Source organism: Oricola thermophila, assembly GCF_013358405.1.
Lineage (GTDB): Bacteria > Pseudomonadota > Alphaproteobacteria > Rhizobiales > Rhizobiaceae > Oricola > Oricola thermophila.
On record NZ_CP054836.1, the window covers coordinates 1,948,679 to 1,973,371 of the forward strand.

A 24,693-nucleotide genomic window follows, 5' to 3' on the forward strand; every position below is an offset into this window, starting at 1 on the left:
CAGGAATATCGAATGCACCGCTTCGCCACGGCCATCCGCGCCCTCGCGCGCCCCGCCCTGCCTGCCCTTTCCGCCTTCGCCGTCGCCACCTCGGCCGTCGCCGCACCCCATGACGGCCTGCAGGTCCGCTTCACGCTGCATGACGAGGTCTATCTCGCGGCGGCGCCGGACGCTCTCGCCGCCGAGGTGCCGAAGGCCGAGATCGAATGCCTGGCCACGGCCATCTATTTCGAGGCGCGCAGCGAGCCGGTCCCGGGACAGGAAGCCGTCGCCCAGGTGATCCTCAACCGCAAGGCCAGCGACACCTGGCCGGACACGATCTGCGGCGTGGTCTTCCAGAACGCGCACCGCCGCAACGCCTGCCAGTTCTCGTTTGCCTGCGACGGGCAGCCCGACGTGCCGCGCGAGAGGAAGGCGTGGCAGCGGGCGAAGGAGATCGCCGGGAAGATCCTGTTCGATCGCGACGTGCCCGCCCCGGTGCTGACCGCGACGCACTACCATGCCGACTACGTGCGGCCCTACTGGGCGAGCAGCATGAAGCGGCTCTCCAAGATCGGCCGCCACATCTTCTACCGCGGCTAGGCGGCGCGCGCGGGTCCGCGCGCCAGGTCCTCGACCAGCCAGGGCAGGAAGCCGTCGAGGAAGCGCGTCGTCGCCGGCATGAAATGGTGGCCGTGGTGGAAGAACGGGTCGAGGCTGGTCACCACCATGCGCCCGCCCGTCGTCACCTCGTCGACATAGAGGATGGCGCGTCCCTCCCGGTTGGTGGCGAGAACCTCCGCCCCTTCGGGCGCCTCGAACGATCCGTGCAGGTGCCAGCGGATGTCGTTCTCGCCGATGCGGGAAAACAGCGGGTGCTCCGGCTTCGCAACCCTGGTGCCGAGATCGCCACCGGGCTTCAGCCACCACCAGAAATTCGTCTCGCACGGCTCGAAGGAAATGCCCGGCAGCCAGCGCTCGCTGTGGCACTCGCCCATGGCGACAACCGTGCCGCCGCCGTCGAGGTAGTCCCGCAGGCGCGCGGCATGCGGCTCCATCCGCCAGGCCGGCGTGCGGCAGAGCACGATGACCGTGTCGAATGCCTCCAGCCTGACCGACGGGATTTCCTCGGGGCGGATCGCCGCGTCGAAGAAATGCCGGTAGCGTCCTTCCACCGCCTGTATCTGGTAGGCGGCCCCGCCATTGATCGCCAGCATGCTCATGCTTCCACCTCCGCGCGCGTTTCCGCCAGGCACCAGTCGACAAGCCTCTCCGCGATCCTGCGCTTGATCGCCGGATCGTCGCCGACGCCCCAAAGATCGTTGCCCGAATGGACGAAGAGCGCACCACCGGCCGGACGCCGCCACGTCCAGTCGACCGGCAGCCGGTCGGGGCCGATGCCGGTGAGCGCGACGGCGCCCTCGGGCGGCGGATTGTGGCCGCGGCCGTAGAACCCGGCAACGCCGCGATTGGTCTCCAGCGCCCGCGCCGGAATTCCCTCGAACACGGGATGGTCGGCGAGGCGCGTCAGCGCGAAATCCGGCCGGTGCGGAGCCTCCAGCGGCACGAAGGGCCGAAGGTCGCGCACATAGGGACGCAGCACGTGCCCGTTGATGACCATCCGCCCGCCCCGGTCGAGAAAGCCCTCGATGGCATCGCCCTTTCGCAGCAGGTCGATCTGGTCGACGCTGGTGGTGACGATCAGCCCCGATGCCGCCAGGATCACGTCCGGCGCAAGCCGGTCCTGGCGTATCGGCCGGACACGTCCCGCGCCTTCCGCTCCGTCAAACACCGCCGGCATGGGCGCATCCGTGGACAGGACGAAAACGACATGGGCTTGGTTCATGGCTGGCTCCCGGCTTGTCCGAACAGGGGAATGACGCCGCGCGCCGGCCGCATTGCGCCGGGCAGGTCGCAATCGACGATGCGGACCGGAATGCCGTATAGCCGCGCGATGGCGTCCTCGGTGACGGTTTCCTCCACCGGGCCCAGCATCCGGTCGTCGGGCCCGAACATAAGCAGCGCGTCGTCGGCCGCCATGGCGGCATGCTGCGGCAGGTGGGTGGTGAACAGGATCGCGTGCTCGCCGTCCGCGCGCAGCGACTCGATCACGGAAAGGAAGCGGTCCTGGTTGCGCAGGTCGAGCGCCGAGGCCGGCTCGTCGAGCACCAGGGTCGATGCGCCGGTCGCGATCGCGCGGGCAAGCAGCACGAGCTGCCTTTCGCCGCCCGACAGCCGGTCGAAGCGGTTGTCGCCGAAACCCCGCATGCCCACGCGGTCCAGCGCCTCGTCGGCGGCCTCCATGTCGCGGGCGGTCGGCTGGGCGAACAGCCCGCGCCGTGCCACGCGCCCGGTCGCCACCACCTGGCGGACGCTGTAGCCCACCTCGTGACCGGCATATTGCGGCACGTAGCCGATCACGGCCGGGGCTTCCCGGCGCCCTTCGGTCAATTGCTGGAAGCCGAGCAGCGAGCGCAGCAACGTCGTCTTGCCCCGCCCGTTCGGACCGAGGATCGCGAGGCTGCGGCCGACCGGTACAGAGAGATCGAGATTGCGGAATATCCAGCGGGCGCCGAAACGCACGCCCGCGTCCCTGAGGCTGGTCATGCACCGCGCTCCCTTTTCCATGACCGGCGCAGCAGGACGGCAAATACCGGTGCACCGACGATCGCCGTCAGCACGCTGAGCGGGATTTCCGCCGCCGTGGCAGTGCGCGCGATTGTGTCTATGACGACAAGGTATGCGCCGCCCAGCAGCGCAGAGGCCGGGACGAGAACGCGATTGTCCTCGCCGACGAGCAGCCGCGCCGCGTGGGGAACGACAAGACCGACCCAGCCGATCACGCCGGCAACCGAGACGGTCGCGCCGGTGGCCAGAGCGGCGAGCGCAAAGAATATCCAGCGGTCCCGTTCCACCGAAACGCCGAAGGACCGGGCCTCGTCGTCGCCGAGCGACAGGATGTTGACCCGGAATCGCAGCAGGTAAAAGCCGACGATGCCGATCAGGATCGGCGGCGCGGCAAGCGCCAGCCGGCCCCAGGTCGCCGAGGCAAATGACCCCATAAGCCAGCCGACAATGGCCGGCAGCGAGGAATCGGGATCGGCGACGAATTGCAGCAGCGACACGAGGGCCGAGAACAGCGCGCCGACGATGATGCCCGCCAGCACGATTGTCGCGGTCTCGGTGCGCCCGTCGATCCGGGCGATCAGCCCGACGACGACGAGCGCGGCGATGCCGAAGACGAAGGCCGAGCCGATCAGGACGGCACCCGTGAATCCGAGCAGGATGGCCAGCGCGCCGCCGAAGGCAGCGCCGGAGGAGATGCCGAGGATTTGCGGCGAGACCAGCGGATTGCGGAAAATCCCCTGCAGCGCCGCGCCGCACATGGCAAGGCCGGCGCCCGACAGCGCGGCGATCAGCACGCGCGGCGCACGCACCAGCAGCACGACCCGCTCCTCGAGCACCGACCACGTCTCCGGCACCGGCAGGACCGTATGGCCGAGAATGCCGGCGACCACGGGCAGCGGGATCGACAGGCGCCCGAGGCCCAGACTCGCCAGCATCGCGGTGACGAGGAGAATGGAGAAGGCGGCGAGCCACAAGCCGCCCCTGCCCTGTGCGAGCGCCCCCTGCGCGCCCATTGCCACGGCCGTGTCGCTCATGTCGCGTCAGTCCGCGATGAAGCGGTCGTAATTGGCGCCGCCGCCATTCATCGACACGCGCAGGATCGCGTCGGTCTGCTCGGCGGTCGGCGTCCGCCCGTAGAGCCGGTCGTACCACGTCGCGATCTCGCCCCGAATGTCGAAATCGAAGCGGTCGGGATGCAGCAACGTCGCCAGCCATTGCCATGTCAGCGGCGATTCCTGGCTCGGCGGATCCCAGCGGTAGCCGCCGATCGGCATCTTGTAGACGCGCTTGTTGATCGCGGCATTCGTGGCGCCGAGCACCGGATCGTCATAGATGCGCGACACGTCGAGCTCGGACTCGAAGCCGTTGAGCAGGATCACGTCCGGATTCCACGCGGCGATCTGCTCCGCGTTGACCGGCTTGAGACCGTCGATCTCCGCGGCGGCGTTCCGCCCGCCGGCGAGATTGATGTAGTAGTCGTTGTAGCTGCCGGTTCCCGATACGCGCAGTTCCGATTGCGCGCGCAGCAGGTAGAGAACGCTCGGCCTGTCCTCGTCGGCCAGACCTTCCAGCCCTGCCTCGATCCTCGCCGCCGTTCCGTCGCGCCAGGCGATGATCTCGTCCACCTTGTCCGGCTTGCCGATCAGCGTGCCGAGAAGCCGGATGATGTCCCGCGCCTTCTCCTCGGTGCCGTACTGTATCAGCGCCGTGTTCAGGCCGGCATTGGTCAGCGGGGCGACAATGTCCTCGCCCTGGTGCCCCCACTGGACCACGAGGTCCGGATCGAGGGCGGCGATCGCCTCCACGTTCGGCGCGAAACCGGAACTGCCGCCGGAAGCGAGAATGTCGGAGGAAATGTCCTTCGCCGCCGGGAAGAATTCGCCGAGGATGGCTTCCTCGATCGCCGACTTGGCCAGCGGATGCATGCCGACGAGCCGGTCGGTGCCGCCGTCCAGCGCGATCACCGTCGAGGACGAGGGGATCGGGATCATCACGATGCGTTCGGCGGGCTTGTCCAGCGAGACGGCACGCCCGTTCAGGTCGGTTGCCGTCACCGGCTCGGCGCCGGAGGGAATGCCAGAGACAAGGAAGATGCCGGCGGCGCAAAGGGCCGCACGTACCGGAAATTGGACCATCGGTCGGTCTCCTGCTGTTTCGATGGCCGCAAGAAAATTTAATATGACAACAATTGTCAAGTTCAAACATGACATTATTTGTCCTATTAATTTTCGGCGCGATTTCAATCGGTTGAAAGACTCTCCTCACCCACGCGGCGCCCCGTGCCGGAATCGCGCTTGCGTGATGACCGGCGGCGCGCTTTCGCCTATAGGTGGAACGGAAAACGGCAGGATTCGCGTTCGACAGGGAGCAGTTTCATGCAGTCCGGCAGCAATTCGCCCCTGAGCGGCCTCGGTTTCGCGTTCATCGCCTTCGGCCTGTTCGCCACCCATGACGCCATCATCAAGGCGCTGGGCCAGACCTATTCCGTCTTCCAGATCATCTTTTTCGCGATGCTGTTCGCCTTCATCCCGATGGCGGTGATGATGCTGACCGACCAGACACCGGCCAATTTCCGGCCGCGCCACCCGTGGCTGGTCCTGGCCCGCGCGCTGCTGTCGATCACGGCGATGAGCGCGGCCTTCTACGCCTTCGTGCAACTGCCATTGGCAGAGGTCTACGCGCTGCTGTTCGCCACCCCGCTGCTGATCACCGCGCTGTCCGTGCCGCTGCTCGGAGAGACTGTCCGCGCGCGGCGCTGGGCCGCCGTGGTGGTTGGCCTCGTTGGCGTGATAATCGTGCTGCGGCCGGGAATCACGGTCTTCTCGCCCGGGCACCTCGCGGCGCTGGTCTCGGCGATGGCCTCGTCGCTCGCCACCATCATCGTGCGCAAGATCGGCAAGGAGGAGCGCTCGGCCGTCCTCATCGTCTACCCGATGCTGTTCTCGATCATCCTGATGAGCGGGACCCTGCCCTTCGTCTACAAGCCGGTGGAGCTGCCCGCGCTCGGCCTGATGGCCACGGTTGGCCTGCTGTCCGTCATCGCGCAACTCTGCAACATCACGGCCTACCGCTTCGCGCCGGCCGCTGTTGTGGCACCGACCCAGTACAGCCAGATCCTCTGGGCGACGGTCTACGGCGCGATCTTCTTCGCCGAACGGCCCGACACAATGGTCGCCATCGGCGCCGCGATCATCATCGGCTCGGGCATCTTCATCGTCTGGCGCGAGAGCCGGCCGGACGTGTCGGAGCAAAGCCCTGTGCTGAAGTCCTCCAACCCGCGCTTCGATGCCGGCCCCTCGCCTCGGCCACGGGGCTGGTGGCGGCGCGGCAGGGCGTGACCCGCCGCGCCCGGACCGGTCAGGCCGCGGTCCAGTCGAGCTTCTCGAGTTTCTCGCGGAAGGCGAAGCGGGCGAGATGGCTGGTGATGACGTCCTTGACCTTGTCGAGCCTCTCCTCGTCCTCGGCGCTCACGACGAAGGTGATGCCCTCGTCGTCGGCGAACATCTCCGCCGGTCCGGGCGGCAGCTCGCACCGCCCCTTCTCCTCGGTGTAGTCCACCTCGATCTTGTGCGCGAAGTGCTTGCACAGCTGGACAAGATACTTGCGGCCGTTCTCGGTCCGGTAGCGGGCGGTGGCTTTCGGCATTGGTCATCCTTTCTTGAGTGAATTTGTCCAATTTAATCGCGGGCGCGGGCATTTCAATCCTTCGGCAGTGCGCGGGCGCGACTTTCCGCCCCTCGCCTCGCGGGTGCGTTTGCGCTAAAGGACGCGCGAGACACCGGAGACCCGCATGAAAGACGACCAGTATCCTCCCCTTCCGCCGATGACTGTCGGCCCCGCCGGCAAGTGCCCGCGTTGCGGCCAGGGATCGATCTTCAAGAGCTTCCTCAAGCTGAAGGATCGGTGCGACGTCTGCGGCCTCGACCTGACATTCGCCGACGCCGCCGACGGCCCCGCATTCTTCGTCATGCTGGCCGCCTCGGTTCCCGTGCTCGGAATCGTGCTGTGGCTGGTGCTCGGCGTCGGGCTTTCCTACTGGCTGACCGCGCTGATCGCGGTGCCGCTCGTCATCGTCTTCGCCATCCTGCCGTTGCGCCCGGTCAAGGGCTGGCTGGTGGCCAGCCAGTACTTCCACAAGGCCCAAGAGGGCAAGCTCGATAACCAGGAATAGGTTCCGCGCTTGAGAAAGCGCCCCTTTTGCTGCAAGAGTCTCGGCAGGGGCGTTGAACAGAGTGCGAATCCGGTCCGGCATGTCCGGGCCGTCGGACTCGGATTCTGGCAGGACATTCGACGGCCATCATGGAAGACCCGTTCAAGATCGACGAGGACGACGGCGGCAAGCCGCGCATGAAGAAGTCGTCCTTCCTGCTCGAGATCGACGCGTGGATCGACTCCTATCTCTACGAGTCGCGCTACGCGGCCGGCGAGATGTGGGAGGAGATCGTCATCTTCTTCCGGCGGTTCCGCGTGCGCGGGCTGAAACGGCTGTTCTTCGAGGCGGCCGGCGAAGGCATGACGCTCGGCGCGGCCGGCATGGTTCTCATGCTCGCCCTGGCGCTGCCGGCGTCCGAGGAAATCGCCGGCAACTGGCGCGAGCAGGACGAGTTCGCCGTCACCTTCCTCGACCGCTACGGCAACGAGATCGGCAAGCGCGGCATCCTGCACACCGACGCCGTGCCGGTCGAGGAACTGCCCGACCACCTGGTCAAGGCCGTGCTGGCGACCGAGGACCGCCGCTTCTTCGAGCATTACGGCCTCGATTTCGTGGGCCTCGCCCGCGCAATGACCGAGAATGCGCGCGCTGGCTCAGTCGTACAGGGCGGATCCACGATTACGCAGCAATTGGCGAAAAACCTGTTCCTCTCAAACGAACGAACCCTGGACCGGAAAATCAAGGAAGCCTTCCTGTCGCTTTGGCTGGAGGCCAATCTGACGAAGGAGGAGATCCTCAAGCTCTATCTCGACCGCGCGTACATGGGCGGCGGGACGTTCGGCGTGGCGGCCGCGGCCGAATTCTATTTCGACAAGGACGTGCGCAACGTCACCTTGGCGGAAAGCGCGATGCTGGCCGGCCTTTTCAAGGCACCGGCGAAATATGCCCCGCATATCAACCTGCCCGCCGCGCGCGCCCGCGCGAACGAGGTCCTGACCAACATGGTCCAGGGCAATTTCATGACCGAGGGACAGGTCACCGGAGCACGCCGCAATCCGGCCGATGTCGTACTACGCGACTACGCCGACAGCCCGGACTATTTTCTCGACTGGGCCTTCGAGGAAGTAAAGAAGTTCGTGCTCGAACATCGGCTACCCAATCGCTCGCTGACCGTACGCACGACAATCGATCTCGACCTGCAGCGCGCAGCGGAGGAAGCGGTGCTGTTCTTCCTTCGCCAGTATGGCGAACAGTACAACGTCACCGAATCCGCGGTGGTGCTGATCGAGAACAATGGCGCCGTGCGCGCGATGGTCGGTGGGCGCGACTATGGCGAGAGCCAGTTCAACCGCGCCACCGTGGCGGAGCGCCAAGCCGGTTCCTCGTTCAAGCCCTATGTCTATGCGGCAGCCCTCGAGCAGACGGATCTCACTCCCGAGTCCGTCGTGCGCGATGGTCCTATAACCTGGCGAGGCTGGTCGCCGAAAAACTATTCGCGCGGCTATTCCGGCTCGGTGACGCTGGCCACGGCACTCGCGAAGTCCATCAATACCGTTCCGGTCCTTCTTGCCCGCGACTACCTCAAGGGGACCGAGCCCATCGTCGAACTGACGAAACGGATGGGCATCACATCGCCCATCATCAAGCACCACACCATGGTACTCGGGACATCCGGCATCACCGTTCTCGACCAGGCGACCGGTTACCTCACCTTCGCGAGCGGCGGCTATGCGCAGCGCCGCCACGCGTTCACGCAGATAATCGGTGCGGGTGGAGAGATCCTGTTCTCCCGCGGCGATTCGGAATACGAGGGTGAGCGCGTCCTCTCGGAAGAAACCGCAATCGAGATGAACCGGATGCTCGCCAACGTCCCCAAATGGGGAACAGGCCGGCGCGCCGACCTGACCATGACGACGGCAGCAGGCAAGACCGGCACGACGCAATCCTACCGCGATGCCTGGTTTGTGGGGTATACCGGCAATTTCACCGCCGCGGTCTGGTACGGGAACGACAACTACGAGCCCACGAACCGGCTGACCGGGGGCAACCTGCCCGCGATGACGTGGCAACGCATCATGACCTACGCCCACAACGGAATCGAACTCCGGCCGATACCCGGCGTTCCGCAACCGGAAATCACGCCGGAAGACGGGGCGGGGGGCGACGCAGTTGCCGAAGGCGGCGACGATCGACAGGAGCGCCCGCGCGTCCTGTCCCGTGCGACCGCGCAGTTCCTGCGTGAACTCGGCGAAATGCTGGAAAGCGCCAAGCCGCTGAATGTCGACAGGCTTACGGTTGCCGGAACCGGCAGCCGATGACCACCGTTGCGGCAGCGGCCTGTTGATTTCCTGGCGACATCCTGCACAACAGTCCAATGATTCGTGACCTGTTCGTGCTGCTCTACGCATCCGCGCTGGCCCTCGGCCTCGGCGTCGCATCCGCCGTGTGGGCAACCAACCAGCTTCCCGCGCTGAGCACGCTGGAGATCGACGGCTGGATTGCCAATCCTGCTGTCGGCCGCTCCGATCCGGACCCCTACTCGCAGGCATATTTCTCGCGCACCGGCGGCCTTCCGCTGGCCGCGGCGGAAGGACTTTCCTTCATTCGCAATGCCGACGACGACGGCAATCGCCTCGACGCGACATGCATCTACGCGGTGGCGGGCGAGACACCGGCCGCGAAGCGCTGGACGTTGCATGTCATGCAGGACGGCTTGCCCCTTGTGCCAGACGCTGCGGGCATCCCGACCGGCACCCATTCCGGCGGCATCGTCCGCGGCAGGGACGGCACGTTCCTGATCCGCATCGCCCGCCTTCCGCAACCCGAAAACTGGATATTCCCCGGCTCCTCCGGGCCGTTCGCGTTGCGCCTGACGCTTTATGACACCGCGGTGGCAAGCGATACCGGCCTGAGCAAACCGCACATGCCTGCCGTTCGCAAGGTGGAGTGCGCCCGTGGCTAGAATGCTGTACGCAACGCTGATCGCCCTGGTCGGTGCCGCACTCGTTCACCTGGCAATCGTGCTGATGCTCCCGCACTTCTCGACGAATGATGCATGGCGCCAGCTGGAAAACGGAGTGGAACCCTATGTCCCGGTGCGCCTTGACCGAGCCGCCAACGGCAGCAAACTGGCCGCCGCACAGTCGCTGGATCCGATGTTTGTCGTCGTCGCTTGCCGCTACGATCTCGATGACGGCGTTTTTGTCGTCAACGCTCCGAACATTGGAGATTTCTGGTCGGTGGCCGTGTTCGACGATTTCGGTCGCGTCATCTTTTCGGCCAACAACCGCATCGTGGTATCAGACACGCTCCAACTCGCGGTTGCCCTGCCCTTGCAGCTGCGGGCGCTCCAGCAAACACCTCGAGAGGCGTATGCGGATGCCGTATTCGCGCAAACAAGGAGCAGCCGCGGTTTCGTTGTCTTGAGGATGTTCCGTCCCGACAGCAGCTGGGAGCCGGTGGCACGCGAATTCGCGGACAACATAGAATGCAGCGCCAATCCGTTGTGACGCTCGCTACGACTTCGGTTTCACGGCTTTCTTCTTCGTTTTGTCGCGCAATTCGCGCGTCTCCGCGCGCTCATGCCACACGCCGGCAAAAACGATCACCTTTCCGAAACCGCCATCTCCATCTGCCCGGCAAACATTCTTGCTGCGCCGGGAAGTACGCGAAGCGAATGTCGGGAACGCAACAACCTGCGCCATGTCCTTTACCTCGCTCGCAAAACGCGACACGAAAGACCTGACACTTCATGGTTAACAACTTGTAAACGGTTGGCCGCTAGCGTCCGTCCCTACAGGGAAATCCTATCGTGGGGGTGGTCATGTCTGCAGCGATCGAGACTGCGAATTCCATTGACGGGGACGAGATCGCGGTGGCGGCGGTCCGGGATTTCTGTCGGCGCCAGAGGCCGATGCGGGAAGACATGGTGCGTTTGGTCGATCTCGTGCTCCCGCTCTTGAACCAGATTCGCGATGAAAGCCGGCGCCGGATCGCGGCGTCCCTGGCGACTTGCGACCACGCACCGAAGGCGCTGCTGCTTGCACTGTGCGATTTTCCGGCGACCGTCTGTTCCCCGATCCTTACACGCAGCCGGCACCTCACTGACGCGGAAATGCTCGCCATTCTTTCCCAGCACGGCGAGGGACATGCCCGCGCGATAGCGCGGCGCCCGAAACTGGCCGATCCGGTCCTGAATGCCCTCCGTTCTTTTGAAAGCGAGGCAGTCGATCGGGCACTCAAGCTGCGTCGGCGCCTTGACGAGGCGCTTCCGCCCGAGCGGCAACACTCCTTCGACATGTTCGCAGCCACCTTGCACGGGGATCTCGTCGACCACGCGAATCCGGTCGTCGCCGTCGACATCGACAAGCTGGTATCGCTGGCACAAGATCCCAATCCCGTCCTGTTTCGCACAGCGATTGCAGATGCACTCGGCGTCACCCTGACTAGCGCAACGGAACTGTGCGCCAACCCGACATCGCGCAACATCATCTACATGCTGCGCTTCCTGAAAGTTCCGCTCGAGAAGGCTTTCGCCATTTTCAGTGCGCTGGCCCCGGAACTGTCAGGAGATCCCGATGTGGCCACGCGCTTCGGGGAAGCATTCCGCGAAACGACCGTCGAGACGGCGGTGCGAAAGGTCTGGTCCTGGCGCAGCGACGACCTCCTGGCGCTTGCCCGCGAAGCGTTCGCCGCGAATGAGAGCGATGCCGTGACCAGGGCCGAGAAAGTGGACGACAGCTTCCTGAAGGTCGCCTAGTACGGTTTTGCGACATCGACGATTTCGTCGAGCTCAAGGCCGGACATTTCCAGCTCAACCGCCCAGAAGTCCGGGTCCAGACGCGCCTCCTTGTCCAGCCGCGCTTCAAGATCCTGCTGAGACAGGTCTTTTCCGAGGACCTCGAACAATCGCCCTCCGGCATAGGACCTGTCATCATCGGCCAGCAGGCTTTGCGGTGCCTGGCCATAAAGCGTCACATTGCCGGTAACCGGTTCGCGTACGCATAGAAATATCGCGCCAGCCTCGTCCGAGCCTCGGCGCAAGACCGCCGCGAAACCGCCAGCACCATTGATGCGGCGAATAATCGAGGAAATGAAGAATGCCGATGTGAGCCTGGCGGCCAAGACGATCTCTCTGACGGTGCGTGAGGGCTGCTACTGAATAAGCCCGACCGCACGCATCTTGTCGAGCAGAACCCCGTCGATCCTGCCTGTCACCGGCAACCGGAAAAGCGACTGGAATTCGCGAATTGCGGCCTCGGTCTGCTCGCCCGCAACGCCGTCGACCACGATGTCGGTATTCCCGAAGGCGCGCAGGCCCGCCTGCACCTTGACCACTTCCTCGGACGGAATCTGCCGCTCGGGCGGCAACTCGGTCGCCGCTCCCTCGAGCGCGGATTCCGACTCTCCACCACCATTCCGGATCTGCACTGGGGCCACCGGCTTCGGCCGCGGCGCCGGAATGGCCGCCGTCACGTCCAGGTTGTTGCGGATAGAGGTCATCAGTTCGGCATCGGTCAGCTCAATTCCCCGCAAGCCGACATTGTTCTTGTAGGCCTCAATGGCGGCATTCGTTTTGGGACCGCGCAAGCCGTCCACATCGCCTTCATAGTAGCCGAGCTTCGTGAGCAGCTCCTGGATGCCGGCCAGCGTGGCATCGCCTTCGGGCGAGAGATCGACGGGCTTTGCCGCGTCCTCGACCAAGACGACTGCAGGACGTCTGGCCGGAAGCGGCGCGGCAAGAGGTATTTCCGGACGCCGCGCGGTTCCTGCATCGGGTTCGCGGAGGAGAAATCTCGTAACGTTCACTTCGTTCCGCTCCGCCGCGGAAACCGGCGCTACCGGTTCTGTCTTCCGTATGGAGCCGACATGCTCGGGACGCGTCGCGAAAAACGCGGAGGGATGCCGCCCGTCCTGGAAGTAAACAGCGTTGGCCGAGAAGAATGCCATGGCGACGGCGAATGCCGTCACCGCACCCGCCGAACCCGGGTTCTCGGCGATTCTTTCGCCGATCCACGAAACGCCACCGCGCAAAACCGAATACACTGTCACTTCATCATCCAGCGAGTCGTACCGCATTTACCTGCACCTCGGAATTGTCGCTCTCGCGCCCGACGCCGGATCGCGCCTTTGCTATCTCCTCCAACTTCAAAGCCATGTCGTTCCTGTCCGAGTGCCCTGCTCCCGTTTCCGGGATGAACACCGTCACACGGGTTCCGGTGCCCGGAGCGCTTTCCACGTCAAGCGTGCCGTCATGCAACTGGACCAGCCCTTTGACAACCGCAAGGCCGAGCCCGGTACCCTCGCATTTGCGGGTGTAGCTATTGTCGGCCTGCATGAAGGGGGTGCCGATCTGCTCCAATTCGTCACAGGTCATCCCGATCCCGGTGTCGGATACGCGGATCGCAAAGCCGTTCTCGCGACGTTCCGTTGCCAGCCGGACTTCGCCGCCCTGCTCCGTGAATTTCACCGCATTGGACAGCAGGTTTATGACCACCTGTTTGAGCGCGCGGCAATCGCCTTCGGCAAACTCGATTCCGGGGCCCGTCTCGACAACAAGCGATAGTCCCTTCGCATCCGCCTGGGGGCGAAGCATCGAAACGCACTCCTCCACCATGCTGTTCAGATCGAACCGTTCGCGATGTATGGCATAGGTGCCGGCCTCGATCTTGGAAACGTCAAGGATCGTGTTGACCACAGAGAGGAGATGTTTTCCGGAACTGTGGATGAGATCGACATATTCACGCTGCCGTTCATTGGCAAGTGCCCCGAATATGTCCCGTTTCAGGATGTCGGAGAAACCGATGATAGAATTGAGAGGGGTGCGCAATTCATGGCTGACCGTTGCCAAGAAACGCTTCTGGGCCGCAGTTTCCGGCGACGCATCCGGCGCATCAGCCTCCACGACGGTCTCGCGCGCGGTCACGGCCACACCGCCACCCGAGCGCGTGATGGTAATGTGCGCCGGAGCGAAGGACTGCGTCTGGCCGTGGGCCGCCACGTTGAGCCGGACATTCACTTCGGCAGTTTCGCTGCGCAGCTTCGCGACGTCGGCAAAGGCACCAAGAAACGCGACACGATCGGCAAGATGCACATGATCTATGAACAGGCGATGAGGGCGAAACACCGCTTCCCGGAAACCGTCGGCGCGAATGATCGTGCCGTTGGCAGAAAGTTCGAACGTGCTGACCTCGCCGTGAGCACCTTCATGTCCGACGCCGTCCTCCGCGCCCTTGCCGGCAGCCGAAACCAGTTCCCGGATCTTGTTCGCTGCGCCGGCATCGCTCGCCACCTTCAGAAGAACGAGGCCGCTGGCCAGCGCCACGAGCGGTGAACCCGACGCAAGCGTCCCGGCAAGAACGCTCCAGAACGAGATCGCGACCATCGCAACCATCCAGGGTGCACTCGAGACCGAAAGCCAGCCCAGCGCGAGGATGGGGATTGCCACGAAGGCGAAAGCGATTGCGGCCGCCGCGCCATAGGCGCCGGGTGCGCCGGTTCCGCCAAGGGCTATACTGGACGGCGCAACAAGAAACACGGCACCTGCGCCAAGCGATATCAACCGCTCCGCCAGAATCGGCTTCAGTCGGTCCAATTCAGATGCATTCTTCTGGCCTTGCGCCATCGTGCGGCGCGCCATTTCGCAAAGCACCTTCTCGTAGTAACCGGATATGGAACGCAGATACGCCAAGGATCGCAACTCACAACACATGCATGATGGCCAGATTCGCCGTGTCTCAGAATTGCAGTTCACCTTTTAATGAATGGATAAATGCGACGACACGAAGGACCCGATATGGCCATCTTTTGCGCCTGCAGGCGATCATTTATCGCCATGGTTAATGCATGGTTCACAAGTCAACCGATTGAAACGGCATATTTTTTTCAGCGTATGTAAACTTTTAGAACATTTGGCTGAAAATACCGAACTTCGGCTCCCGGTGCGCCCGGGCCGGATTGTCGATGTACATGCGAATTCGACGGGCAGTCATGCGTCTTGTTTTCAAACTGATGGTACTTGGTTGCGTCGCGCTCATGGTTCTGCCGAGCCTTGTGCCCGGGCAATACCGGGATTCCGACGCGGATCATCAGTCGGATTCCGGACTGCCGCGGATATCGGAAATCGCGACCGCAGCCGGACAGACCCTGTCGGACATCCGCGAGATTTGCATACGTCGACCCGACATATGCGAAACCGGTTCGACGCTTTTCTCACTCGCCGGCGCCAGGATGCGCGAGGGACTTGTCACCGCATATGCCCTGTTCCGGCACGGCCATCCCTCCATGAAGGACGAGCCGGAGGGCGAGCGCGAGACCGCATCCGAATAATCCGGCCACAACCGGCTTGCCCGACCAGGCGGCTATGTCTAAGTACCGATCGGAACAGGATGCCGGGCCAGCGAAATGACAGCGCCAATCGAGACAATCATCGACGACTTCGCCTTCCTTGACGACTGGGAGGACAAGTACCGCTATGTCATCGAGCTCGGCCGCGACCTGCCTCCGCTCCCCGACAGCGAGAAAACAACCGCGAACAAGGTCAATGGGTGCGTCAGCCAGGTCTGGCTGGTGACCGAGGCCAGCGACGACGCGGATCCCGTCGTCACCTTCAGGGGCGATTCGGACGCCCATATCGTGCGCGGCCTCGTGGCCATCATGATCGCCGCCCTGTCGGGCCGCAGGGCATCCGAAATCGAGACATTCGACGCCGAAGAACTGTTGAAGTCGCTGGGGCTCGAGGAGAACCTGACCCCGCAGCGGTCGAACGGGCTGCGCGCCATGATCGCGCGGATGAAAACCGACGCGCGCGCGGCGGCAGAAGCCGCCTAGCTGGCACGCAGTGGGGGCCGATACCCCTCCGCCCCCCAATGACGGATACCCGCTGAACGCCGCACCGGCGCCGGATGGTAGTGGCGGTCGAGCAACGCCAGCGCGGTCCTGAGCATCAGCTTGGCAGACCGGCGCGGCCAACCCCGTTCGCGCTCCACCTGCTCAAGGCCCTTCAGGAAGCAGCAGACGTCGAGCAGGACACCGGCCAGTTCCGGCCCCACCGCATCGATGGCCGCATTGACCCGCCTGCGCGCGGCAAGCGCCGTGTCCGGCAGAGGCTGCCGGTCGTGGCCCGCGCCCTTCCGGGCGGACGCGACGTGCGACGGATCCCATGCGGCGGTGACACGGGGTTGCAGCATGGCCCGCTCGAAATCCGTCCGCAGCCGTTCGCCGGCCGAGATTTCCGCGCGCCCGAGCCATGGGGACCCGTCCGGCCGCCGCAGCCGCGCAAGGCTCGCCAGCGGAGATTCCGCATCGTTGACAGTGACGGCTCCGCTCTCGCCGCCGGGTTCCGGCTTCACCTGCCTAAGCAGACGGTGCTGACCGGCCATGTCCCCACCGGAATCGCGTTGCAGTACGGCGCGGCCCTCCGCACTCAGGGCGATCGTCAGGACGCCGTCGCGTTCGCGGATCGCGACAAGGCCGTCAGCGCGCATCTGCTCGAGGTCACCGCGCGCAAGGCGCAGCCTCCGCCCGTCCGGAAACTCCGTCAGCAGCGTCCCGGGGTCCCGTGTCTCATGCAGCATCGCGGCACCGCGCGACAACCGGCGCAGGCAGCGCAGCGCACGCGGCCTGCAACCCGCCCTATTCATCCCGCCGCCCTGGCGCGACGTCCAGCGAGAAGGCGACGGCGACCAGCCGCTCGACATGCGCCACGACCATGTCGAACTCCTCGTCTTCCCGCAGGTCCTCTATCGTGTGGCATGCATGCACAACCGTGCTCTTGTCGCGGCCGAACCCCTCGCCGACCTCCGACATCTTGATGCCCAGCGTGACATGGGCGATGTACATGCCCAGCTGGCGGACCCGCGCGACCGGAAGCTGCGTGCGGCTGGGGGAACGCAGTTCGCGTCCGCTGACATTGAAGAATGCGGCCAGGAAGTCGATGATTCCGTCGCAGGCCGCCATCGCGGCTTCGCCCTCGTAGCGGCCACGGGCAAGCGGCGGCGGATGGCCCGCCGGATCATTGCCGCGCACCGGGGCCGGGTAAGGCAGTCCGGGCGCGAATTCGAAACAGGTTTCGGCAGAGCTGTCTTGTTGCATCGGGCGCTGTCTCCAATCTAGGATATTATTCCTACATCAGACGAAGCGCCGGTTGAATAAGTTTTCGGGAGTCGGTCGCCCGAAACGCCGGGATTGCGCAGAATTCCGGACCTGTGCGCCGATCGCGGCCGCAAGTTTATCCAACGCGGAATCCCCGCGCCTACCGTTGAAGCCGCGATTCAACGGGAGCCTTCGACATGGACACCAGGAATGCCAACGATATCCGGCGCCTGAAACGCATCCACGAAATGGCGCGCCGGCCGCTGTCTCTCCTCGCCCTGGCACATTCCGGCAGGGAACGCCTGAAAGCCCAGCCACTGGACGCGCTACTGGTCGCGCGCGACGCCGCCACCCTGGCCATCAGGCGCGAACGCGCCAGGGGCGGGTCGGAGCACTGGTCCGCGGATTTCAACCGCCTGCTCGCTTTGAAATTCGCTCGGGATCGCATCCGCGCCGAAATCGCCAGACGCGGCCGCTTGCAGCGCAGAAAAAAGCCGCGGACGATGCCGCGGCTTCAATGTGGAAACTCCACGCGGGCCTAGCGCTTGGAACCGCGCTTCCTGCCGAGGCCCATCTCGCGCGCCAGCTTCGAACGCTGAGCGGCATAGGAAGGGGCAACCATCGGGTAATCGGCCGGCAGGCCCCACTTCTCGCGGTACTGCTCGGGCGTCATGTTGTAGTGGCTCATCAGATGGCGTTTGAGCGACTTGAACTTCTGGCCATCTTCAAGACAGATAATATAGTCATCGGTGACCGAACGCTTCGGATTGACCGCCGGACGCGGCTTTTCCTGCACTTCTTCCACGACTGCGCCAAGCGTTTTCCCAAGCGCCGTATGCACTTCGGAAATCAAGCCCGGAAGATCTCCGGCAGGGACGGGGTTGTTGCTGACATAGGCGGATACAACATCAGCCGTCAGCTCTGCCAGTAGATCGTTTTGCCCCACATTCTCTGTCATGTTTTATTGATCCTTGTTTCTTCTTGCGCAAGCGGCGGGGTATCCGCCGAACCACCATCCGGATGCTTGTTCCAGAGCGAACGTGACATGTACCACAACAAGTTGGAATGCAATAGTTATAATTCGCGTCTATTCATCAACCGACGGTTGCGATTCCTAGCTTCCGAAACGTCAACAAACGTATAGGATGCACGATATCAAGCTCAGACCTTATTTTTTGATTCGTCCATCTCGTCGAGTACAGAAGATTCTACAAGCCCGTATCCAACAACGTATGCAGCTCTAGCAAGCAAATGCGCCGATATGGGGGCGGTCAGAAGAAAAAACACAATACCGGCAAGCGCTCTTGTGACCGTTGCCGTGTCGCCCGCATGCACGGCGAGTGCAAGCAAAACCAGCCCGGAACCAAGTGTTCCCGCCTTCGATGCAGCATGCATTCGAGAGTATATGTCGGGAAAACGCCATAAACCTACTGCCGCAACGAAAGCGAAAAACGCGCCGGCAAGTATTAGTAATCCTGCAAAGATATCGATAACAGTATCCATATCATTTTACCTTTTTCGGCGCTTTTTCGGAGGTGGTGGCTCCGCCACGTCCTTCCGCCTCGCCGGCGGCCTGCTTGCCGCGGGCCGAGGCGCGGCTGCGGTTGCCGTCGCCGGTCACCAGCCGCGGCTTGTCAGAATCCGATTCCTCGATCCGGCCCCGCGTCAGGATGAAGCGCGCAAACGCCACCGTCGCGAGGAAACCGACAAGACCGAGGGCGATGGCGATATCGAGGTAGAGCGTGTATCCCGTCTTTATGCCGATGACCGCGATGAACCCGATCGCCACGGCCACGAGCATGTCGAGCGCGAGTATGCGATCCGGCAAGGTCGGCCCCCGGATCACCTTGAACACAGTGAGCAGGAAGGTGACCGACAGGACGGCCAGCGCGACGTGAACGGAGAAATCGAGGAACTGTGTCGTGGACATCACCGGAAGGCCTCCAGGATCTTGCGTTCGAAGCCGTCCGCGATGTCCTGCCGCGTCTGGTCCGGATCGGAGCAGTCGAGTGCATGTACATAAAGCGTACGCCGATCTTCCGACACGTCGACCGACAGGGTACCCGGCGTCAGCGTGATCAGGTTCGCAAGCAGCGTTATCTCGAAATCGCGATCGACCTTGAGCGGGTAGGCAAGGATACCCGGCTTCAGCTCCATCCTGGGGTTGAGAACCATGACCGCAACGCGCACCGACGACAGGACAAGCTCGTAGACGAACAGCGCCATCAGCGAAATCATCCGGCGGGCCTTGGAGAAATACCCCATCGATCCGACCTGCTCGCGTATCAGCGAAAGCGCCACGGTGCCGAGCGCGAAACCGAAAACGAGGTTGATCAGGCTGAACGAGCCGGTCACCGCAGCCCAGGCGAGGGCCATCAGGATATTGGCAAGGTAGAGGCTCATTGTTCAATCTCCCGTACCGGCTGGTCGGAGGGGAAGACGGAGTCGACATAGCCGTTCGGTGTCAGCAGTTCGCCCGCGATGCGGTCGCTGACGCTGATCACCGGCGCCGGATAAAGCCCGGCGGCGACCGTCAGGAACGTCAGGGCCACGAGCGCGCCGGCCGTGATGCCACGCCCCTTTGCGGGGACGGCTTCCCCGTCTTCACGCGGCGCAACCTCGCGCCAGAAGGAAAAGGCGAACATGCGCCCCACCGCAATGGTCGTCAGCAGACCGGTGAGCAATATGGCGAATGCCAGCCACCAGGCGCCGACATCGAGCGAAGCCTTGACGAGATAGACCTTCGGCCACAGGCCGGAAAACGGCGGCAGGCCGGATACGGAAAGAAGCAGCACGAGCGCCACGGCGGCCATCCACGGGGCCTGGCTATACAGCCCCCCTGCCCTGTCCAGCGCAAATCCGCCCATGTGCCGCCCCATCAGGCCGGCAAGGAAATAGAGCGCCGTCATCACGACCATGGAATGAAGGGCGTAGAACACGCCGCCGGACAACCCCGTCGCGCTGCCCAGGCCGAGACCGGCAAGCATCATGCCGATCCCGGAAATGACCAGGTAGCCGAGCATCCGGCGAATGTCGTTCTGGGCAAGTGCCCCCATCGCGCCGAGCACCATGGTCAGCGCGGCGATAACGACGACCGCGCCGGCAAGCAGGTCGCGCTCCACGTCGAATAGCGTCAGGAATATGCGCAGCAGGGCATATATGCCGACCTTGGTCAGCAGACCGGCGAACAGGCCGGAAACGACGATGCGCGGCGTGTGATAGGATGCCGGCAGCCAGAAATTGACTGGAAAGGCAGCCGCCTTCATCGCGAAGGCGAACAGGAACATCGCCGCGATCGTGACGAGCGGTCCGGTCTCGCGCATGGCCGCGGCCTTGCGCGAGATGTCGGCCATGTTCAGCGTCCCGAAAGTGCCGTAGAGATAGGCCACCGCCAGCAGGAACAGCGTTGTCGCGATCAGGTTGAGGAACGCATACTTGGTCGCTCCGTCGAGCTGTTCGCGCTCCGATCCGAGGATCAGCAGACCGAAGGATCCGATCAACAGCACCTCGAACCACACATAGAGATTGAATATGTCGCCGGTCAGGAAGGCCGCCGTCACGCCGGCCATCATCAGCAGCAGGAAGGGATAGAAACCGTAGCGCCGACCGGTGCTGCCGACATCCTGCAGGGCATAGAGCCCGCCAGCCATGCCGATAATCCCGGCAGTCAGGGCGAAGGTCGCGCCCAGCATATCGGCGGCGAAGGTAATGCCGAAAGGCGGCAGCCAGCGCCCCATCGTCATGACGACGGTCCCGTTCTGCCAGACATGCCAGAACAGGCCGATATCGGCGGCAAGCATCAATGCGAGGCCGGACAGCGCCAGGAACGGCTGCCGGTCCGTATTCTTGCGCGTCATCAGGCACAGCGCGCCGAAGAGGAAGCCGACGACGAGCGGGGCGACGACGAGATAGTCGGCGGCCTGGGGCGGGGCGAGAACCATCGCCCGGGCAAGATCGACTGTTGTTTCTGTTTTACCGGCCATCGTGTTTCCGTCGTTACCTCAATAGCCTAGCGGCGGTACGGCTTCGTCGCGCGGTTCGGCTTCGCGCATCTCGTCGGTGTCGTCGGTTCCGATCTCCTGATAGCTGCGGAATACAAGCACCAGAAGGAATGCAAAAAACGAAAACGAGATGACGATGGCGGTCAGCACCAGCGCCTGCGGCAGCGGATTGGCGATCGCCTCCTGCGGAACGAGCGCACCTTCGGGAATGATCGGCGGAACCTCGCGGGTGATGCGGCCGGTGGTGAATATCGTCAGGTTGACCGCATTGCCGAGAATGGCGACGCCGAGCAGGATGCGGATGATGTGTCGCGACAGCATCAGGTATATCGCCGTCACGAAGAACAGGCCGGTCAGTATCGTGATCGCCGTTTCCATCAGTCGCGCTCCCGTTCCTCGAGCGCCAGCGCGACGGAGGTGATTGCGCCCAGCACCACGAAATAGACCCCGATATCGAACAGCATCGGCGTCGACAGCGCCAATTCCACGCCGAAGATGGAGGGGTAGACCCACAGACCCGTCAGGTACGGCACGCCCGAAAGGATCGACAATATGCCCGCGATCGCGGCCAGCAGAAGGCCAAACCCGGAAATGGCCATCGGGTGGAATCTGATCGCCCTGCGCACCGGCGAAACGCCGAAGGCAATGCCGTAGATCGCCAGCGCCGATGCGGCGATCAGCCCGCCGATGAACCCACCGCCCGGCTCGTTGTGCCCGCGCAGCAGGACAAAGATCGAGAACAGCATCATCAGGCTGGTCAGATAGGGTGCGACTGTGCGGAAGATGAGCGTGCGCATGGTCCTAGTTCGCCTCCCTCACGCCGGCATGGATGGCCTCGGCCGTTCTGGCGGCTTCAGGCGGTGGCGCCGGCGGTTCAGTCAGCGCCGATCGCGCGCGTTTCGGCAACACGCGGATCAGCGCGAGAATGGCAAGGCCGGATGTCATCACCACGGCTATCTCGCCGAAGGTGTCGATGCCGCGGAAGTCGACCAGGATCACGTTGACGATGTTGCGCCCGTGGGCGATCTGCAACGAGTACTCGTTGAAGAAATTCGTCAGCGCCATGTCGAAATCGACCTCGAGAACGCGCAGGAGGACAAGCGTCAAGGCGCCGCCCGTGGCGATCGCAACACCGCCGTCAATCACAACCTGTCCGGCAGAGCGATGGTCCTGCGGTGAAAGCCGCAGGCGCGTCATGGCCAAAGCCAGGATGACGACCGAGAGCGTCTCCACCATGAACTGCGTGAAGGAAAGGTCGGGCGCGCCCATCAGCATGAACAGGACCGCGACGGCGAAGCCCTGTATGCCCAGCGAGACGATTGCCGTCAGGCGGTTGTTGGCGGCCACGACCGCCACAAGTCCGATGGCCGCAATGGTGATGATCGACCACTCGTAGAAGAACAGCCGTGGGAACTCCGGCAATTCCGGCCACTCCCCGGAAAGGCCCATCGGCACCAGGATCGCCGCGGCCAGGACGATGAAGGTCACGGTCATGTAGGTTTCCATGCGCCCGTTCTGGAGTGTCCGCGTCACCGCGACCGAGATACGCACGATCCCCCTGATCACCTGGTCGAAGCCGCGATCCGGCCCCCAGCCGATGGCACCCAGGATGCCGGTCATGGCGGCGCGCGCATGTGCCATCGCAAGATAGGCCACGATCCCGAACGCAACGGTCGCCAGCGACAGGTAGAACGGCAGACCGAGATGCGGCACGACGGAGATCGTCACCTCCTCCGCATGGCCGACTACGGCGCTCGCCATCGGCGTGGAAAACCGCTCGTGGAAGGCCGGGGAGAACAGCGCTGACAGGAGGCCGCAGGCAGCAAGAACCGCCGGTCCGGCCCACAGCAGGACCGGCCCCTCGTGGGCATGTTTCGGGGTCTCGACCTTCGGACCGAGGAACGGCTTCAGCGCCACCGCGAAGCCGATGGCGAACATCAGCCCGTTGCCGACGATCGCGACGATGGTGAAGAGGATCGACCAGCCATCGCCATGGGCCAGACCGTGGTAGATCTCCTCCTTGGCGAGGAAGCCGAAGAATGGCGGCAATCCACCCATCGACAACGCGGCGAGCAGTGCTGCACCGAAGGTGATCGGCATGGCCTTCGCCAGTCCGCCAAGCTTCGTGATGTCGCGGGTGCCCGCCTCGTGATCGACATTGCCGGCGACCATGAACAGCCCGCCCTTGAACATGGAATGGGCGATCAGGTAGAGGACCGCGCCTGCGGCGGCTTCCTCGGTGCCAAACCCGGTCAGCATAACCAGCAGCCCCAGCGAAGCCATCGTCGTATAGGCGAGAAGCAGCTTCAGATCGGTCTGCCGCAATGCCAGCAGGGTCCCGAAGATCAGCGTCGTGCCGCCGAAGACCGGCAGCACCGTTTCCCACGCGACGGTGTCGCCCATCACCGGGTTGAGCCGCATCAGCAGATAGACGCCCGCCTTCACCATGGTGGCCGAATGCAGATAGGCGGAAACCGGCGTCGGTGCCTCCATCGCGTTCGGCAACCAGAAATGGAACGGGAACTGCGCCGACTTGGTGAAGGCGCCGCCGAGAACCAGAATGAAGGCGGCAAGGAAGCACGGGCTTTCGCGCAGCAGGTCGCCGGTCGAAAGCAGCAGCGACATCTCGCTGACGCCGGCAATGTTCCAGATCAGCAGCAGGCCGGCCAGCAGCGACAGGCCGCCCAGTCCCGTGACCACCAGGGCCTGGATCGCCGAGCGGCGCGAGCGCTCCTCGGCGTGGTTGAAACCGATCAGCAGGAAGGAGGTGATCGAAGTCAGCTCCCAGAACACGAACAGCATCAGGAAGGAGTCCGACAGGACCAGCCCCTGCATCGCGCCCATGAACATCAGGATGAAGGAGAAGAACCGGCCCTGGTGGCGGTGCCCCTTCAGGTAGCCACCGGAATAGAGCACGATCAGCGTGCCGATACCCGTTATCAGCAGTGCGAATGTCAGCGACAGCCCGTCGACCAGCCAGGAGAAGTTCACGTTGAAGGACGGGATCCACTGGTATCCGCCGGTGAATCTCTCGCCCCGCGAGACCCCGTCCACGAAAGTCAGGTAATGGGCAAACAGCACGGCCGGAACGAGTGCGAGCACCCAGGCAGCATTGTGCCGCAGGATCTTGGTGAGCGCCGGCGCGAACAGCGCGGCGAGAAAGGGAAGGAACAGCGCGTAGAACGTCATGTATGGCTATGCCCCCAGGAGGCGAAACGCCGGCGGCGCAATGTCTGGATCGACGCGGATTTCATGGTGTCCCGAACTAGGTCGGTTGCACCCAAAGCACAAGAGGCCGCCGGAGAATCCCCCTGTTTTCAAGGCAAAATTTGCGCCGCCCACGCATTCGTGACGACTATCGGACAGACCGACGGCGCTTGCCGCATCGCTCCGGGCCGCCTATCTGTGCCGAAACGAGGTGAAAGATGTCCGATACGCACAGGCTGAAAGTCGAAAAGAGCGAGGAAGAGTGGCGCGCGCAACTGACGCCCGAGCAGTTCCGCGTGACCCGCAAGCACGGCACGGAGCGCGCCTTTACGGGTCCCAACTGGGACAACAAGGCCGCCGGCCTCTACAGCTGCGTGTGTTGCGGGCGGCCGCTGTTCCGTTCCGAGACGAAATTCGATTCCGGCACCGGCTGGCCGAGCTTCTATGCACCGATCGAGCCCGATGCCGTCACCGAGCACAGGGACCGGTCCTTCTTCATGGTGCGCACGGAGATCCGCTGCGCGGACTGCGACGCGCATCTCGGCCACGTCTTCGAGGACGGGCCGCCGCCGACCGGCCTGCGCTACTGCATGAACGGGGTCGCCATGGACTTCACCCCCGACGAGGCGTGAC

Annotated in this window: 30 protein-coding genes; 11 read left to right on the forward strand and 19 right to left on the reverse strand. The window is 63.9% G+C overall.

The annotated features are described in order from the left end of the window. Positions 1-12: 12 nt before the first annotated feature. Entirely contained in the window at positions 13-582 is a 570-nt protein-coding gene (locus HTY61_RS09430; protein ID WP_246272984.1) for a cell wall hydrolase, read from the forward strand. Here the strand turns inward: HTY61_RS09430 and HTY61_RS09435 are convergent. Genes HTY61_RS09435 through HTY61_RS09455 form a run of 5 tightly spaced genes read right to left on the reverse strand, consistent with a single transcriptional unit; the run spans position 579 to position 4,742 of the window. Beyond that, entirely contained in the window at positions 579-1,202 is a 624-nt protein-coding gene (locus HTY61_RS09435) for a hypothetical protein (RefSeq protein WP_175276545.1), read from the reverse strand. The two genes, HTY61_RS09430 and HTY61_RS09435, sit on opposite strands and share 4 nt — an antisense overlap. Further along, positions 1,199-1,825: a hypothetical protein gene (locus tag HTY61_RS09440; RefSeq protein ID WP_175276546.1), complete on the reverse strand. Its 627-nt coding sequence runs from the start codon at positions 1,823-1,825 to the stop codon at positions 1,199-1,201. The genes HTY61_RS09435 and HTY61_RS09440 overlap by 4 nt, the downstream gene beginning before the upstream one ends. Further along, entirely contained in the window at positions 1,822-2,586 is a 765-nt protein-coding gene (locus tag HTY61_RS09445; protein ID WP_175276547.1) for an ABC transporter ATP-binding protein, read from the reverse strand. Before HTY61_RS09445 ends, HTY61_RS09440 begins: the two co-directional genes overlap by 4 nt. Then, the gene (locus HTY61_RS09450) at positions 2,583-3,641 is read right to left on the reverse strand and encodes a FecCD family ABC transporter permease (protein ID WP_175276548.1); all 1,059 of its coding nucleotides are present in this window, start codon (positions 3,639-3,641) and stop codon (positions 2,583-2,585) included. Before HTY61_RS09450 ends, HTY61_RS09445 begins: the two co-directional genes overlap by 4 nt. Positions 3,642-3,647: 6 nt before the next feature. Continuing rightward, on the reverse strand, positions 3,648-4,742 hold the full coding sequence (locus tag HTY61_RS09455; protein WP_175276549.1) for an ABC transporter substrate-binding protein: 1,095 nt from the start codon (positions 4,740-4,742) through the stop codon (positions 3,648-3,650). A gap of 240 nt (positions 4,743-4,982) precedes the next feature. Between HTY61_RS09455 and HTY61_RS09460 the strand changes: the two genes are divergently transcribed. After that, positions 4,983-5,945, forward strand: a complete 963-nt coding sequence (locus HTY61_RS09460) for a DMT family transporter (RefSeq protein WP_175276550.1) — start codon at positions 4,983-4,985, stop codon at positions 5,943-5,945. 19 nt (positions 5,946-5,964) lie between these two features. On the opposite strand, the gene HTY61_RS09465 is transcribed toward HTY61_RS09460, so the two are convergent. Beyond that, positions 5,965-6,252 (reverse strand): DUF2218 domain-containing protein, encoded by a 288-nt coding sequence (locus HTY61_RS09465; RefSeq protein ID WP_175276551.1) that lies wholly within the window; start codon positions 6,250-6,252, stop codon positions 5,965-5,967. A gap of 145 nt (positions 6,253-6,397) precedes the next feature. Between HTY61_RS09465 and HTY61_RS09470 the strand changes: the two genes are divergently transcribed. The 5 genes from HTY61_RS09470 to HTY61_RS09490 all read left to right on the forward strand — a co-directional run bounded on the left by HTY61_RS09470 (position 6,398) and on the right by HTY61_RS09490 (position 11,519). Then, positions 6,398-6,778 carry a DUF983 domain-containing protein gene (locus HTY61_RS09470; protein WP_175276552.1) on the forward strand — a complete coding sequence of 127 codons (381 nt, stop codon included), beginning with the start codon at positions 6,398-6,400 and terminating at the stop codon, positions 6,776-6,778. A 128-nt stretch (positions 6,779-6,906) separates the two neighbouring features. Further along, positions 6,907-9,078 carry a transglycosylase domain-containing protein gene (locus HTY61_RS09475; protein ID WP_175276553.1) on the forward strand — a complete coding sequence of 724 codons (2,172 nt, stop codon included), beginning with the start codon at positions 6,907-6,909 and terminating at the stop codon, positions 9,076-9,078. A gap of 56 nt (positions 9,079-9,134) precedes the next feature. Beyond that, entirely contained in the window at positions 9,135-9,722 is a 588-nt protein-coding gene (locus HTY61_RS09480) for a DUF1214 domain-containing protein (RefSeq protein WP_175276554.1), read from the forward strand. Next, a complete protein-coding gene (locus tag HTY61_RS09485) occupies positions 9,715-10,269 on the forward strand; it encodes a DUF1254 domain-containing protein (protein ID WP_175276555.1) in 555 nt (184 codons plus the stop codon). The genes HTY61_RS09480 and HTY61_RS09485 overlap by 8 nt, the downstream gene beginning before the upstream one ends. A gap of 314 nt (positions 10,270-10,583) precedes the next feature. Continuing rightward, positions 10,584-11,519 (forward strand): DUF2336 domain-containing protein, encoded by a 936-nt coding sequence (locus HTY61_RS09490; RefSeq protein ID WP_175276556.1) that lies wholly within the window; start codon positions 10,584-10,586, stop codon positions 11,517-11,519. Here the strand turns inward: HTY61_RS09490 and HTY61_RS09495 are convergent. From HTY61_RS09495 to HTY61_RS09505, 3 genes are read right to left on the reverse strand one after another with little or no spacing between them, the layout of a single operon-like run. Beyond that, entirely contained in the window at positions 11,516-11,884 is a 369-nt protein-coding gene (locus tag HTY61_RS09495) for a DUF1491 family protein (RefSeq protein WP_175276557.1), read from the reverse strand. The two genes, HTY61_RS09490 and HTY61_RS09495, sit on opposite strands and share 4 nt — an antisense overlap. 30 nt (positions 11,885-11,914) lie before the next feature. Continuing rightward, entirely contained in the window at positions 11,915-12,811 is an 897-nt protein-coding gene (locus HTY61_RS09500; protein ID WP_175276558.1) for a peptidoglycan-binding domain-containing protein, read from the reverse strand. A gap of 4 nt (positions 12,812-12,815) precedes the next feature. Then, positions 12,816-14,450 (reverse strand): sensor histidine kinase, encoded by a 1,635-nt coding sequence (locus tag HTY61_RS09505; RefSeq protein WP_175276559.1) that lies wholly within the window; start codon positions 14,448-14,450, stop codon positions 12,816-12,818. A gap of 299 nt (positions 14,451-14,749) precedes the next feature. On the opposite strand from HTY61_RS09505, the gene HTY61_RS09510 reads away from it, so the two are divergent. Beyond that, the gene (locus tag HTY61_RS09510; RefSeq protein WP_175276560.1) at positions 14,750-15,088 is read left to right on the forward strand and encodes a DUF5330 domain-containing protein; all 339 of its coding nucleotides are present in this window, start codon (positions 14,750-14,752) and stop codon (positions 15,086-15,088) included. A gap of 75 nt (positions 15,089-15,163) precedes the next feature. Then, positions 15,164-15,589, forward strand: coding sequence for a SufE family protein (locus HTY61_RS09515; RefSeq protein ID WP_175276561.1), 426 nt, complete (start codon positions 15,164-15,166; stop codon positions 15,587-15,589). Here the strand turns inward: HTY61_RS09515 and HTY61_RS09520 are convergent. Together HTY61_RS09520 and HTY61_RS09525 are read right to left on the reverse strand one after the other, a co-directional pair. Further along, complete coding sequence (locus HTY61_RS09520; RefSeq protein WP_175276562.1) at positions 15,586-16,335, reverse strand: DUF6456 domain-containing protein; 750 nt, start codon at positions 16,333-16,335, stop codon at positions 15,586-15,588. The two genes, HTY61_RS09515 and HTY61_RS09520, sit on opposite strands and share 4 nt — an antisense overlap. 58 nt (positions 16,336-16,393) lie before the next feature. Continuing rightward, a complete protein-coding gene (locus HTY61_RS09525; protein ID WP_246272985.1) occupies positions 16,394-16,852 on the reverse strand; it encodes a helix-turn-helix domain-containing protein in 459 nt (152 codons plus the stop codon). 197 nt (positions 16,853-17,049) lie between these two features. Here HTY61_RS09525 and HTY61_RS09530 point away from each other — a divergent pair, with 197 nt between their 5' ends. Further along, a complete protein-coding gene (locus HTY61_RS09530) occupies positions 17,050-17,394 on the forward strand; it encodes a hypothetical protein (RefSeq protein ID WP_175276563.1) in 345 nt (114 codons plus the stop codon). Here HTY61_RS09530 and HTY61_RS09535 read toward each other — a convergent pair. From HTY61_RS09535 to HTY61_RS09570, 8 genes are all read right to left on the reverse strand, one after another. After that, positions 17,391-17,810 (reverse strand): Ros/MucR family transcriptional regulator, encoded by a 420-nt coding sequence (locus HTY61_RS09535; RefSeq protein WP_175276564.1) that lies wholly within the window; start codon positions 17,808-17,810, stop codon positions 17,391-17,393. The two genes, HTY61_RS09530 and HTY61_RS09535, sit on opposite strands and share 4 nt — an antisense overlap. Positions 17,811-18,013: 203 nt before the next feature. Further along, positions 18,014-18,355 (reverse strand): monovalent cation/H(+) antiporter subunit G, encoded by a 342-nt coding sequence (gene mnhG / locus HTY61_RS09540; protein WP_175276565.1) that lies wholly within the window; start codon positions 18,353-18,355, stop codon positions 18,014-18,016. A gap of 1 nt (position 18,356) precedes the next feature. Then, entirely contained in the window at positions 18,357-18,782 is a 426-nt protein-coding gene (locus HTY61_RS09545; protein ID WP_175276566.1) for a cation:proton antiporter, read from the reverse strand. Then, complete coding sequence (locus HTY61_RS09550) at positions 18,782-19,255, reverse strand: Na+/H+ antiporter subunit E (RefSeq protein WP_175276567.1); 474 nt, start codon at positions 19,253-19,255, stop codon at positions 18,782-18,784. Before HTY61_RS09550 ends, HTY61_RS09545 begins: the two co-directional genes overlap by 1 nt. Next, complete coding sequence (locus HTY61_RS09555) at positions 19,252-20,835, reverse strand: Na+/H+ antiporter subunit D (RefSeq protein ID WP_175276568.1); 1,584 nt, start codon at positions 20,833-20,835, stop codon at positions 19,252-19,254. Before HTY61_RS09555 ends, HTY61_RS09550 begins: the two co-directional genes overlap by 4 nt. Positions 20,836-20,853: 18 nt before the next feature. Continuing rightward, on the reverse strand, positions 20,854-21,231 hold the full coding sequence (locus HTY61_RS09560) for a Na+/H+ antiporter subunit C (RefSeq protein WP_175276569.1): 378 nt from the start codon (positions 21,229-21,231) through the stop codon (positions 20,854-20,856). Further along, positions 21,231-21,650 carry a Na+/H+ antiporter subunit B gene (locus HTY61_RS09565; RefSeq protein WP_175276570.1) on the reverse strand — a complete coding sequence of 140 codons (420 nt, stop codon included), beginning with the start codon at positions 21,648-21,650 and terminating at the stop codon, positions 21,231-21,233. The genes HTY61_RS09560 and HTY61_RS09565 overlap by 1 nt, the downstream gene beginning before the upstream one ends. Before the next feature lie 4 nt (positions 21,651-21,654). Next, positions 21,655-24,042: a putative monovalent cation/H+ antiporter subunit A gene (locus tag HTY61_RS09570; RefSeq protein WP_175276571.1), complete on the reverse strand. Its 2,388-nt coding sequence runs from the start codon at positions 24,040-24,042 to the stop codon at positions 21,655-21,657. A gap of 236 nt (positions 24,043-24,278) precedes the next feature. Here HTY61_RS09570 and msrB point away from each other — a divergent pair, with 236 nt between their 5' ends. After that, positions 24,279-24,692, forward strand: a complete 414-nt coding sequence (gene msrB, locus HTY61_RS09575) for a peptide-methionine (R)-S-oxide reductase MsrB (protein ID WP_175276572.1) — start codon at positions 24,279-24,281, stop codon at positions 24,690-24,692. Position 24,693 lies beyond the last annotated feature (1 nt).